Origin of the sequence: Streptomyces sp. NPDC058221, from assembly GCF_042882365.1 — a bacterium.
GTDB lineage: Bacteria > Actinomycetota > Actinomycetes > Streptomycetales > Streptomycetaceae > Streptomyces.
Genome location: NZ_JBHVWF010000189.1, coordinates 1 through 13,083, shown reverse-complemented (window position 1 = coordinate 13,083; position 13,083 = coordinate 1). Strand labels below are relative to the sequence as shown.

At 71.3% G+C, this 13,083-nt stretch carries 8 protein-coding genes and 1 pseudogene; 5 read left to right on the top strand and 4 right to left on the bottom strand.

Annotated elements, in window-relative coordinates; genetic code table 11:
• The 3 genes from ACFVW8_RS35240 to ACFVW8_RS35230 all read right to left on the bottom strand — a co-directional run.
• Positions 1 to 1,098: ADP-ribosylglycohydrolase family protein (locus tag ACFVW8_RS35240; RefSeq protein WP_389697393.1), on the bottom strand; the 1,098-nt coding region annotated here is incomplete at its 3' end.
• Positions 1,025 to 2,278: an ADP-ribosylglycohydrolase family protein gene (locus ACFVW8_RS35235; protein ID WP_389697397.1), complete on the bottom strand. Its 1,254-nt coding sequence runs from the start codon at positions 2,276 to 2,278 to the stop codon at positions 1,025 to 1,027. The genes ACFVW8_RS35240 and ACFVW8_RS35235, both read right to left, overlap by 74 nt.
• Positions 2,279 to 2,355: 77 nt before the next feature.
• The gene (locus ACFVW8_RS35230; RefSeq protein WP_389697395.1) at positions 2,356 to 3,660 is read right to left on the bottom strand and encodes an ADP-ribosylglycohydrolase family protein; all 1,305 of its coding nucleotides are present in this window, start codon (positions 3,658 to 3,660) and stop codon (positions 2,356 to 2,358) included.
• 264 nt (positions 3,661 to 3,924) lie between these two features.
• On the opposite strand from ACFVW8_RS35230, the gene ACFVW8_RS35225 reads away from it, so the two are divergent.
• The 3 genes from ACFVW8_RS35225 to ACFVW8_RS35215 all read left to right on the top strand — a co-directional run bounded on the left by ACFVW8_RS35225 (position 3,925) and on the right by ACFVW8_RS35215 (position 11,100).
• Entirely contained in the window at positions 3,925 to 4,659 is a 735-nt protein-coding gene (locus tag ACFVW8_RS35225; protein ID WP_389697391.1) for a VIT1/CCC1 transporter family protein, read from the top strand.
• Between the two features lie 419 nt (positions 4,660 to 5,078).
• Positions 5,079 to 9,647: a glutamate synthase large subunit gene (gene gltB / locus ACFVW8_RS35220; RefSeq protein WP_389697389.1), complete on the top strand. Its 4,569-nt coding sequence runs from the start codon at positions 5,079 to 5,081 to the stop codon at positions 9,645 to 9,647.
• The gene (locus ACFVW8_RS35215; protein ID WP_389697387.1) at positions 9,640 to 11,100 is read left to right on the top strand and encodes a glutamate synthase subunit beta; all 1,461 of its coding nucleotides are present in this window, start codon (positions 9,640 to 9,642) and stop codon (positions 11,098 to 11,100) included. Before gltB ends, ACFVW8_RS35215 begins: the two co-directional genes overlap by 8 nt.
• A gap of 137 nt (positions 11,101 to 11,237) precedes the next feature.
• Here the strand turns inward: ACFVW8_RS35215 and ACFVW8_RS35210 are convergent, their stop codons facing one another.
• Complete coding sequence (locus tag ACFVW8_RS35210; RefSeq protein ID WP_389697385.1) at positions 11,238 to 12,161, bottom strand: rhomboid family intramembrane serine protease; 924 nt, start codon at positions 12,159 to 12,161, stop codon at positions 11,238 to 11,240.
• Between the two features lie 136 nt (positions 12,162 to 12,297).
• On the opposite strand from ACFVW8_RS35210, the gene ACFVW8_RS35205 reads away from it, so the two are divergent.
• A complete protein-coding gene (locus ACFVW8_RS35205) occupies positions 12,298 to 12,873 on the top strand; it encodes a HutD family protein (RefSeq protein ID WP_389697383.1) in 576 nt (191 codons plus the stop codon).
• 83 nt (positions 12,874 to 12,956) lie between these two features.
• Positions 12,957 to 13,083 (top strand): annotated as a pseudogene (locus ACFVW8_RS35200) (pyridoxamine 5'-phosphate oxidase family protein); the annotation flags it as partial.

Below are 13,083 nucleotides of genomic sequence, written 5' to 3'. Positions count from 1 at the left end.
GGCGTGCAGATCGAGGCGGCTGGCCGTGCCGACGGTCTTCACCCAGTCTGCCGGGACGGCCCGTTCGCCGTGCAGCGCGCCCGCGATGGCACCGCTCATGGTGGCGATCGAGTCGCAGTCCCGGCCGTAGTTGACCGAGCCGAGGACCGCGCTCCGGTAGTCCCCGTCCGTGACGAGCAGCATGCCGAGCGCGACGGGGAGTTCCTCGATGGCGTGCAGCCGGGAGGGGCGGCGGGCGCCGAGCGAGGGGGCGCGGTAGTCGGGGCCGACGGTGTCGAAGGGGGCGACGGCCTCCCGCAGCGGGACCAGGGCGGACTCGAAGTCCCGGTAGCGGACGGCCGTTTCGCACACCGCCTCGATGGCGGCCAGCGTGCCGTCCTTGGCGAGCGACAGGCAGGCCTCGACGACCGTGGCCGGGGTCGCCCCCGGCACGCAGGCCGCGGCGACGGCGGCCGCGAAGACCCCGGCCGCCTCCCTTCCGTACGAGGACTGGTGGGCGCCCGCGACATCCAGGGCCTCGGCGTAGGCGGCCTGCGGATGGGCGGCGTTCACCAGGCCGACCGGCGCCATGTACATTGCCGCACCGCAGTTGACGATGTTTCCGGAGCCGGCCTCGCGCGGGTCGACATGGCCGTAGTGCAGCCGGGCGACGATCCATTTCTCGGCGAGGAAGATCCGCTGGAGCGGCAGCGCCTCGGCCTCCAGCTCCGGAATCCAGCGGGGGTTCGAGATCAGCTCCGGCACGAGGTGGTCGGCGACGGAGTACGCGTCGAGGTGGCCACGCACCTTCCCGTACACCCGGACCAGCGCATGGGTCATCAAGGTGTCGTCGGTGACGTGCCCGTCGCCCTTGTGGTACGGGGCGATGGGACGGGCGGTCCGCCAGTCGTCGCCGTCCCACGGGCCGACGACGCCGGTGATCCGCCCGCCGTGCCGGGCCACGATCTGCTCGGGGGGCCGGCCCTCGACCGGACCGCCGAGCGCGTCGCCGACGGCGGCGCCGACGAGCGCGCCCGCGATCCGTTCATCGAGTGTGAGCGCCGTGGGCGTCGTGGACGGTACGGACCTCGTGGGCGCGGTGGGCGCTGTGGATGTCATGTCCGAATTGTCCACCCGGGGGTGCCGGTTCCGTGTCTGCCAGCAGCCCGGCGAGTTCCATCAGATCCGTGCCCGCGAAACGGGGCAGCGCGCAGCCGGCCAGAGTCCGGCACGCCTCGCGCCAGCCGTCCGGCACGGTGGCGACGCCGCCGAGCGCACCCGTCAGCGCACCGGCCAGGGCGGGCGCGGAATCGGCGACCCGGGACAGACAGGCCGCGGACGGCACGGCCTGCGCGATCTCGCCGCGGGCCGCGGTGGCCAGGGCGAGGGCGACCGGGACGGTCTCGGCCGCGGCGATCCCGTAGCTGTAGACGTGGTCCACGATCTGATGCTCCAGCACCGGCACCAGGGCGAAGGCCCCCGCCGTCTCACCGGCGAACTCGCGGGCGATCCTGACCGCGTGGGCGGCGTTGCGGGCGATCTCGGTGCCTTCGGGGAGCTGTGCCAGTGCGGCGTTCACCGCCGTGTCCACATTCGCCCCGCCGAGCGCCTCGGCGACGGCGGCGGCCATCGCCCGCGCACCGTGCACCCCGTCGCCGTCCTGGGTGTAGCGCGCGTCGAACTCGGCGAGGCCGGCCGCCGCGGCGGGGTCCCCGGGGTGGACGACGGCCAGTACGGCGGCCCGCACACACGCCGCGTCGTCGAAGTAGTGCGGGTTGTCGTGACCGGTGGCGGGCGGGCGCAGCCCGGCGGCCAGATTGCCGAGCCCGGCCCGGACCGAGATACGGGCCCTCAGCGGCAGCACCGCCGACTCGACCTCGGGTGCCCGGGCGGCCGCCGCGGCGACCTCGGCGGCCAGCGCGTTCCAGGCGGCGTCCACGGCGGCCCGCATCCGCCGCCCGGGGGAGAGGTCCTGCAGCGCACCCGCCGCCGAGGTGAGGATGGTGCCGGCGGCGAAGGCGGCCCATTCGGCGTCGTCGGACGGGCCGAGCCGCAGGGGTTCGGGCGGCTGGTTGAGGGCGATGGGGACGGGCAGTGTGGTGGTCGCGTTCTGCTCGGCGAAGGTGTCCAGTTCGCGGGTGAGGCGCCGGGTCCACTCCGGCATCCGGGCCGCCCGGTGCCGCGCGGCCGGCCACCCCGCGGCGTCCCCGGCGGCCAGCCCGAGCAGCAGCCCCTCGATCCTGGCCCGCCGGCCGATGGGTGGCCGGGCGGGAAGCGGCACCTCGCGCCCCTCGTGCATGTCGCGCCCCTCACGCGCGTCATGCCCCTCGCACTCCGCGTCCGGGTGCCCGGCGCGTGAGGTGTCCCTCGCCGTGGTCATCGCCGCACCGCCGTTCCGCCCGCGTCCGTTCCGCCCGTGACGGCGGTCGCATCGCGCTCGGTGGCTTCGGCGGTCCGCGAGGGCCGGGCGCCGGCGGGTTCGGTGCGCTGTTCCGCGGGGTGTGTCCTGCCGGGCCACTGCGCGCCGGGTGGCTCGCTGTCGTGCGCCACACCGCGCGGCGCCGCGCGAACGGCTCCCGTTGCCGGGGCCGCGGACCCCGCGTCGCCGCGTTCGTCCGGCTCGGCCGGGGTGAGCAGCTCCGCGATGTCCAGGACGTGGTGGCCGCGCATCGACGGGAGGCAGCTGCCCCGGACCGGACCGATCGCCGCCGCCCAGTGACGCGGGATGGCCGAGGCCCCGTGCAGCGCCCCGGCCAGCGCGCCCGCCACCGCGGCCGTCGTGTCGGCGTCGCGGCCCATGTTGACCGCGGTCAGCACCGCCGTGCGGAAGTCGCCGCGCGCCGCGGCGAACGCCCCGAAGGCCAGGCCCACCGCCTCCGGCGCCAGGTCCGTCCACGGGTAGCCGCCGACGACCACGGCCGAGCGCACCGCGCGCTCCATAGTGAGCCGGTCCGGGTACGGACGCTGGGCCGCCGTCACCGCGCGACGCAGCGAACGGGCCGTCCAGGAGTCCATCGGTACGACGGACAGCGCGGCGGCGATCACGGAGGTGACCCCGGCCCCCGTCATCGCGGCCGCGACCCCGGCCGCCACCGCCTGGCCGCCGTAGATGCCCTCGCCCTCATGGCTGACCCGGCCGTCCACCGCGACCAGCCGGGCCGCCTCGGCGGGGCGGCCCGCCGCGAAGACGCCGAAGGGTGCGGCCCGCATCGCCAGACCGTCGCTCCAGGCGTGCCGGTGCTGGGCGGAGATCGGGGCGGCCAGTCCCCGGCGCAGGTTCTCCAGGGTGCCGCGCTCACTGAAACCGGCTCCGCGGAACGGTCCCTCGTCCAGATCGGCGATCCACAGCCGCCAGGCCCGCTCGACATGGGTGACGGTCAGCGCCGAACCGTGCCGGGCCAGCAGCAGCCCGGAGAAGATCGCGTACTCCGTGTCGTCGGTGCCCGCGGGGTCGTCGCTCACGAAGCCCTCGATCCGGCCCCAGCGGCGGCGGATCTCGGAGGGCCGCATGTTCTCCGCGGGTGCGCCCAGCGCGTCGCCGACCGCGAGGCCCAGCAACGAGCCCCTGGCCCGGTCACCCGGACCGCCCCGGGGCGTTTCGCCCCGGACCGCCGCTTCCCCTGCCGCCGCCTGCGTGCCGTTCGTCCGCGGCGCTGCCGGATTTCCTGCGATCAGCTCCATCGCGTCGACCCTTCGCTCGTACCGAGCCAGTTCTCGTACCTGTGGGATCTGTGCCACGCGGAGCCCCGACAGAGGCCGATAATCACCACAAAAGGGCCACTCGGATGACGGTCTTCGAACAGCAAGGCAAGCCGTACCTATGTCGTCACAGACAGTGGTAAGTACGGCCTGCCTTGCTGGCGGGGGCCATTTTTCGTGCGTACTTTCGAGGGTGTCGAGCGGGGCCGGAGCGGGTGAACACCCCTCCGGGAGAAGGGGAGAGCTGTGTCCATCATCGAGACCGACGCCGTACTGCACGAGGCGCACCGGGACAACCACACCCACCGCGATGTGAACGGCGGCTGGCTGCGGCCGGCGGTGTTCGGTGCCATGGACGGTCTGGTCTCCAACCTCGCCCTGATGACCGGTGTCGCGGGCGGTGACGTGTCGCACCGGACGATCGTGATCACCGGTCTGGCCGGTCTGGCCGCCGGTGCCTTCTCGATGGCGGCCGGCGAATACACCTCCGTCGCCTCGCAGCGCGAGCTCGTCGAGGCCGAACTCGACGTCGAGCGACGGGAGTTGCGCAAGCACCCGATGGACGAGGAGCGGGAGCTCGCCGAACTCTACGAGTCCCGCGGTGTCGAACGTGGCCTCGCTCGCGAGGTCGCCCGGCAGCTGTCGCGCGACCCGGAGCAGGCTCTGGAGATCCACGCCCGTGAGGAGCTCGGCATAGACCCGGGCGATCTGCCCTCGCCGCTCGTCGCCGCCGTGTCCTCGTTCGGCGCCTTCGCGCTGGGCGCCCTGCTGCCCCTGCTGCCGTATCTCCTCGGCGCGAGCGCGCTGTGGCCGGCCGTGCTGCTCGCCCTCGTCGGGCTCTTCGGCTGCGGCGCCGTGGTCGCCAGGGTGACGGCCCGCAGCTGGTGGTTCAGCGGACTGCGCCAGCTGGTGCTCGGTGGTGCCGCTGCCGCGGTCACCTACGGTCTGGGCATGCTGTTCGGTGTCGCCGTCGGAGGCTGACCCCCGCACCTCGTACGTTCCACGGCCACGTGCACCCTTGCCGGTGCACGTGGCCGTAACGTGTGCGCCATCTGTGTGACGTACGTCCTGATCGCCGCCACTGGGCGGATCGGTCGCGCGCGACGTAAAATGAGACTCTATGCAGGACTGCGAATAAGTAGTCATTACTCGGCGGTTTCGTTTCCTTTGCCGCCGGGCATGAGCCGTAGACACCGCAGGCAACGACGCCTGCTCCTTGCGGTCTCCCGGGCGCCGATCCTCCGACTGCGACCCACTCCACCGCCTCCGCGGTGTCCGTATGTTGGAACGAGCTATCCGCTTCTTGAGAAGCGTCCCATCATGTAATCTGCACGAAATTTCGCAGAGGGCCAACGTCGTCCCTCGGCTGCTCATATGCCACGACGACGACGGGAGAGCCGATGCGCACCGACGCCTGGTCGCCCATGGACGGTCGCCCCGCCCCTCAGGGGATGTACGACCCCCGCAACGAGCACGACGCCTGCGGTGTCGGGTTCGTCGCCACTCTGACCGGTGTGGCCGGCCACGAGCTGGTCGAGCAGGCGCTGACCGTACTGCGCAACCTCGAACACCGCGGCGCCACCGGATCCGAGCCCGACTCCGGTGACGGAGCCGGAATCCTGCTCCAGGTCCCGGACGCCTTCCTCCGCGCCGAGGTCCCCTTCGACCTCCCCGAGGCCGGTGCCTACGCCGTCGGTATCGCCTTCCTGCCCGCCGACGACTCCGCCGCGGCGGTCCGTGACCTGGAGAAGATCGCCGCCGAAGAAGGCCTGAAGGTCCTCGGCTGGCGCGACGTCCCGGTCACCCCCGACATCCTCGGCAACGGCGCCCGCGCCACCATGCCCGAGTTCCGTCAGCTCTTCGTCGCGGACGGTGAGAGCACCGGCATCGTCCTGGACCGCAAGGCCTTCGTACTGCGCAAGCGCGCCGAGCGTGAGACCGGGGTCTACTTCCCGTCGCTCTCCGCCCGCACGATCGTTTACAAGGGCATGCTCACCACCGGGCAGCTGGAGCCGTTCTTCCCGGACCTTTCCGACGCCCGTTTCGCCACCACGGTCGCGCTGGTCCACTCGCGCTTCTCCACCAACACCTTCCCGAGCTGGCCGCTCGCCCACCCGTACCGCTTCGTCGCGCACAACGGCGAGATCAACACGGTCAAGGGCAACCGCCACTGGATGAAGGCCCGCGAGTCCCAGCTCGCCTCCAGCTTCTTCGGTACGGAGCAGCTGGAACGGATCTTCCCCGTCTGCACCCCGGACGCCTCCGACTCCGCCTCCTTCGACGAGGTCCTGGAGCTGCTCCACCTCGGTGGCCGCTCGCTGCCGCACTCGGTGCTGATGATGGTTCCGGAGGCGTGGGAGAACCACGCCTCCATGGACCCGGCCCGGCGCGCCTTCTACCAGTACCACTCCACGATGATGGAGCCCTGGGACGGCCCGGCCTGCGTCACCTTCACCGACGGCGTCCAGGTCGGCGCGGTCCTCGACCGCAACGGTCTGCGCCCCGGCCGCTACTGGGTCACCGACGACGGACTCGTCGTGCTCTCCTCCGAGGTCGGTGTCCTGGACATCGACCCCGCCAAGGTCGTCCGCAAGGGCCGCCTGCAGCCCGGCAAGATGTTCCTCGTCGACACCGCCGAGCACCGCATCATCGAGGACGACGAGATCAAGGCGTCCCTCGCCGCCGAGCAGCCCTACCAGGACTGGCTGGAGACCGGCGAGATCGAGCTGGAGGACCTCCCCGAGCGGGAGCACATCGTCCACACGCACGCCTCCGTCACCCGCCGCCAGCAGACCTTCGGCTACACCGAGGAAGAGCTCCGCGTCATCCTCGCCCCGATGGCCCGCACCGCCGGCGAACCGCTCGGCTCCATGGGCACGGACTCACCGATCGCCGCACTGTCCGAGCGCCCCCGGCTGCTCTTCGACTACTTCACCCAGCTGTTCGCGCAGGTCACCAACCCGCCGCTGGACGCCATCCGCGAGGAGCTCGTCACCTCGCTGCGCTCCACGCTCGGCCCGGCCGGCAACATCCTGGAGCCGACCGCCGCCGCGTGTCGCAGCGTCACGCTGCCGTTCCCGGTGATCGACAACGACGAGCTGGCCAAGCTCATACACATCAACGCCGACGGCGACATGCCGGGTATGAAGGCCGCCACGCTCTCCGGCCTCTACCGGGTCGGCGGCGGTGGCGAGGCGCTCGCCGCGCGGATCGAGGAGATCTGCACCGAGGTCGACGCCGCCATAGAGGACGGCGCCCGCCTGATCGTCCTGTCCGACCGGCACTCCGACGCCGAGCACGCGCCGATCCCGTCGCTGCTGCTCACCTCGGCCGTCCACCACCACCTCATCCGCACCAAGCAGCGCACCCAGGTGGGGCTGCTGGTCGAGGCCGGTGACGTCCGCGAGGTGCACCACGTCGCGCTGCTGATCGGCTTCGGCGCCGCCGCGGTCAACCCGTACCTGGCCATGGAGTCCGTCGAGGACCTCGTCAGGGCCGGCACCTTCATCGAGGGCATCGAGGCCGAGCAGGCCATCCGCAACCTCATCTACGCGCTGGGCAAGGGCGTCCTGAAGGTGATGTCCAAGATGGGCATCTCCACCGTCGCCTCCTACCGCGGCGCCCAGGTCTTCGAGGCCGTCGGCCTCGACCAGTCCTTCGTCGACCGGTACTTCAACGGCACCGCCACCAAGATCGGCGGCGCCGGGCTCGACGTCGTCGCCAAGGAGGTCGCCGCCCGGCACGCCAAGGGCTACCCCGCCTCCGGCATCTCCGCCTCGCACCGCGCGCTGGAGATCGGCGGCGAGTACCAGTGGCGCCGCGAGGGCGAACCGCACCTGTTCGACCCGGAGACGGTCTTCCGCCTCCAGCACGCCACCCGCAACCGCCGCTACGACATCTTCAAGAAGTACACGGACCGGGTGAACGAGCAGTCCGAGCGGCTGATGACGCTCCGCGGCCTGTTCGGCTTCCAGTCGGACCGCGAGGCGATCGACATCGACGAGGTCGAGTCCGTCGCCGACCTCGTCAAGCGCTTCTCCACCGGCGCCATGTCGTACGGCTCGATCTCGCGCGAGGCGCACGAGACCCTCGCCATCGCCATGAACCAGCTGGGCGGCAAGTCCAACACCGGAGAGGGCGGCGAGGACGCCGACCGTCTCTACGACCCGGCACGCCGCTCCTCCATCAAGCAGGTCGCCTCCGGCCGCTTCGGTGTCACCAGCGAGTACCTGGTCAACGCGGACGACATCCAGATCAAGATGGCGCAGGGTGCCAAGCCCGGCGAGGGCGGCCAGCTGCCCGGCCACAAGGTCTACCCGTGGGTCGCCAAGACCCGGCACTCCACCCCGGGCGTCGGCCTGATCTCCCCGCCGCCGCACCACGACATCTACTCCATCGAGGACCTGGCTCAGCTGATCCACGACCTCAAGAACGCCAACCCGGCGGCCCGCATCCACGTGAAGCTGGTCTCCGAGGTCGGCGTCGGCACGGTCGCCGCCGGTGTCTCCAAGGCGCACGCGGACGTCGTCCTCATCTCCGGCCACGACGGCGGAACGGGCGCCTCCCCGCTCACCTCGCTGAAGCACGCGGGCGGACCCTGGGAGCTCGGCCTCGCCGAGACCCAGCAGACGCTGCTGCTCAACGGGCTGCGCGACCGCATCGTCGTGCAGACCGACGGCCAGCTCAAGACCGGCCGCGACGTCGTCATCGCCGCACTGCTGGGCGCCGAGGAGTTCGGTTTCGCGACCGCGCCGCTCGTCGTCTCCGGCTGCGTCATGATGCGCGTCTGCCACCTGGACACCTGCCCGGTCGGGATCGCCACCCAGAACCCGGTCCTGCGGGACCGGTTCTCCGGCAAGGCCGAGTACATCGTCAACTTCTTCGAGTTCATCGCCCAGGAAGTCCGCGAGATCCTCGCCGAGCTCGGCTTCCGTACGATCGAAGAGGCCGTCGGCCACGCCGAGCTGCTGGACACCGACCGTGCGATCACGCACTGGAAGGCGCAGGGCCTCGACCTCAAGCCGCTCTTCCACGTGCCCGAGCTGCCCGAGGACGCCGCCCGGCACCGGAACACCGAGCAGGACCACGGTCTGGCCAAGGCCCTCGACAACGAGCTGATCAAGCTCGCCGCCGACGCCCTGAAGGCCGACAGCGCCGAGGCCGCCCAGCCGGTCCGCGCGCAGATCGCGATCCGCAACATCAACCGGACCGTCGGCACCATGCTCGGCCACGAGGTCACGAAGAAGTTCGGCGGTGCGGGCCTGCCCGAGGACACCATCGACATCACCTTCACCGGCTCCGCGGGCCAGTCCTTCGGCGCCTTCCTCCCCAGCGGTGTGACGCTGCGCCTGGAGGGCGACGCCAACGACTACGTCGGCAAGGGCCTCTCCGGCGGCCGCGTCATCGTCCGCCCGGACCGCGGCGCCGACCACCTCGCCGAGTACTCCACCATCGCGGGCAACACCATCGCCTACGGCGCCACCGGCGGCGAACTGTTCCTTCGCGGCCGGACCGGTGAGCGCTTCTGCGTCCGCAACTCCGGCGCCACGGTCGTCTCCGAAGGCGTGGGCGACCACGGCTGCGAGTACATGACCGGCGGACACGCCGTCGTCCTCGGCGAGACCGGACGCAACTTCGCGGCCGGCATGTCGGGCGGCGTCGCCTACGTCATCGACCTCAAGCGCGACCACGTCAACGTCGGGAACCTCGGCGCCGTCGAAGAGCTCTCCGACACCGACAAGCAGTGGCTGCACGACGTCGTGCGCCGCCACCAGGAGGAGACCGGATCCACGGTCGCCGAGAAGCTCCTGGCCGAGTGGGACAGCGCAGCCGGTGGCGCGTCCCGCTTCAGCAAGATCATCCCGTCCACCTACAAGGCAGTGCTCGCCGCCAAGGACGCCGCTGAGCTCGCCGGTCTCTCCGAGCAGGAGACCACCGAGAAGATGATGGAGGCGGCGACCAATGGCTGACCCCAAGGGCTTCCTGACCACCGGCCGCGAGGTCGCCAAGACCCGCCCCGTGGACGAGCGCGTCAAGGACTGGAACGAGGTCTACGTTCCGGGCTCGCTGCTGCCGATCGTCAGCAAGCAGGCCGGCCGCTGCATGGACTGCGGCATCCCGTTCTGCCACCAGGGCTGTCCGCTCGGAAACCTCATCCCCGAGTGGAACGACTACGCCTACCGCGAGGACTGGACCGCCGCGTCCGAGCGCCTGCACGCCACGAACAACTTCCCGGAGTTCACCGGGCGGCTCTGCCCCGCCCCGTGCGAGTCGGCGTGTGTGCTCGGCATCAACCAGCCCGCCGTCACCATCAAGAACGTCGAAGTCTCCATCATCGACCAGGCGTGGGACCGCGGCGACGTCACCCCGCAGCCGCCCGAGCGCCTCTCCGGCAAGACTGTGGCCGTCATCGGCTCAGGCCCGGCCGGGCTCGCCGCCGCCCAGCAGCTGACCCGCGCCGGCCACACGGTCGCCGTCTACGAGCGCGCGGACCGGATCGGGGGCCTCCTGCGGTACGGCATCCCCGAGTTCAAGATGGAGAAGTCGCACATCAACCGCCGCATCGAGCAGATGCGCGCGGAAGGCACCAAGTTCCGCACCGAGGTCGAGGTCGGCACGGACGTCGACGCAGCCAAGCTGCGCCGCCGCTACGACGCCGTCGTCATCGCCGCCGGTGCCACGGTCTCCCGCGATCTGCCCGTCCCGGGCCGTGAGCTGAACGGCGTGCACTTCGCGATGGAGTACCTGCCGCTCGCCAACAAGGTGCAGGAGGGCGACCTGACGGTCTCCCCGATCACCGCCGAGGGCAAGCACGTCGTCGTCATCGGCGGCGGCGACACCGGCGCCGACTGCGTCGGCACCGCCCACCGGCAGGGCGCGCTCTCCGTCACCCAGCTGGAGATCATGCCCCGGCCGGGCGAGGACCGGAACGCCAACCAGCCCTGGCCGACCTTCCCGATGCTCTACAAGGTCACCTCCGCGCACGAGGAGGGCGGCGAGCGGATCTACTCCGTCTCCACCACCCACTTCGAGGGCGACGAGGACGGCAACGTCCAGTCGCTCCACCTCATCGAGGTGGAGTTCAAGGACGGCAAGCTGGAGCAGAAGACCGGCACCGAGCGGGTCATCCCGGCGCAGCTGGTCACCCTCGCCATGGGCTTCACCGGCACCGACCAGGCCAACGGTCTGGTTCAGCAGTTCGGCCTGGAACTCGACGCCCGTGGCAACGTCGCCCGCGACGACCAGTACGCTACGAACGTGGACGGTGTCTTCGTCGCCGGTGACGCCGGCCGAGGCCAGTCCCTCATCGTGTGGGCCATCGCCGAGGGCCGCTCCGCGGCACGCGGCGTGGACCGCTTCCTGACCGGGGCCAGCGCACTGCCGGCCCCGATCCGCCCGACGGACCGTTCCATGATGGTCTGATCACGGCACAACCAGACGTCCCGTACAAAGGCGTACGGAACTGAACGCGGCGCCTGCCCGTCCCCGACCGGACGATTCGGCAGGCGCCGTGGCGCATCCAGGGGCGGGTCCCGCGGACACCGCGGTGCCCGCGGGACTCAGCCCGTCAGCGCGGACGTCTTGAGGACCACCAGCAGCATCAGCACGGCGAACACCACCACGCACACGGCCGCCTGGACCGTCGTACGGCGCTGCGCCGGGGCGTACGCGTACACCACCGTCACGGCGGCGCCGGTCAGCAGCCCGCCCAGGTGCCCCTGCCACGAGGTGAACCCGGCGGAGATCACCATCCAGACCAGGAACCCGGCCAGGAACCTGTTCACTGCCCGCATGTCCCGGCCCAGCCGCCGGCTGATGACGTAGAACGACGCCGCCAGGCCGAACACCGCACCCGATGCCCCCACCGAGTTGTCGAGCGGCGCGATCAGATACACCAGGACCGAGCCGCCCAGCGCGGACAGCAGGTACAGCACGAGATACCGGACCCGGCCCAGCTGCGCCTCGACCACCCGGCCCAGATTCCACAGCGCGTACATGTTGAAGACGATGTGCAGCACCCCGAACGGCAGCGAACCGAAGGAGGACTCGCCCGGCGGCAGGTGCAGGAAGGCCCCGGTCAGCAGCCGGTACCACTCGCCGTCCACCACCCCGATCACATCGACGCTGTGGAAGTCGATGCCCGTGTAGATGTACCGGCTGCCGTCCGGTCCGACCAGCCCCGCGCCGGTCATCCCGAACCGGTCGACTATGTCCGGGCGGATCAACTCACCCACGTACGCGAGTATGTTGAGGCCCATCAGTACATAAGTGACGATCGGCACCGCGCCCCGGGACACCGCCCCGCCGAACACCGTGCGCGGCTGTCGCACCGAACGCCGGCCCTCCTTCACGCACTCGACGCAGTGGTGGCCGACGGCCGCCTCGCGCATGCAGTCCGGGCAGATGAAGCGTTCGCAGCGGGTGCAGCTCACCCCGGTCTCGTACGAGGGATGGCGAAAACAGGTGGTGGCGGCGGCCTCCATGGCCGGCTCCTTCATCAGTGGACGGGCAAGAGCGGCCGGTGGGTGGCGGCGGCGATCAAGATAGCGAACACCGGGGGCCGGGGAGCACCCGGGATTAGGCTCGGGGCCCCGAACCCGTCGAGACTGGAGAACCCGCATGACCTCCGAGGCGTTCCGGATCCTGCGTGCGGCCGGCCGCACGCAGACCCCCTGGAAGAACGGCGGGGGAGTCACCCGCGAGATCGCCGCGTCCCCCGGCGCCGCGACGGACACCTTCGACTGGCGGGTCAGCCTGGCGGACGTGACCGTGGACGGGCCCTTCTCCGTGTTCCCGGGCGTCGACCGCACCCTGACCGTGGTGCAGGGCGCCGGGATGGACCTGATGGTCGGCGGCGAGCACCACATCGTCGACGAGCCGTACTGGCCCCACGACTTCCCCGGCGACCTGGAGACCGACGGCCGGCTGCTGGCGGGCCCGGTCGTCAATCTCAACGTGATGTACCGCAGGGACCGCACGAGGGCGGAGGTGGCGGTGGTACGCGGCACCCTCCGGCTGACCGCGCCGGAAGGCGGGTCCGTGCTGGCCGTCGCGCTGGAGGACGGCGCCGTCGTCGACGGCACGGACACCGGACTCGACTGCTACGACGCGGTGTTGCTGAGGGGGCCGGCGCCGTGCGTGCTGCGGACACAGGGCTACGCGGCGCTGATCACGCTCGCGGCCCGCAGGCCCTGAGGGCGCCGTCCGATCGGGTGGTCCGCGAAACCTCCGGCGAAAACAGGACAGGAGATGTCGGGTATACGGAGTTCGATGAACGCATGACATCGAGTTCCTGGACAGACTTCCGAACCGCGGAGCCGGACTTCGCCGACACCGTGCGACAGCGCTTCCAGCAGTACAAGCACCACGTACTGGCGACCCTCCGCAAGGACGGGTCGCCGCGGG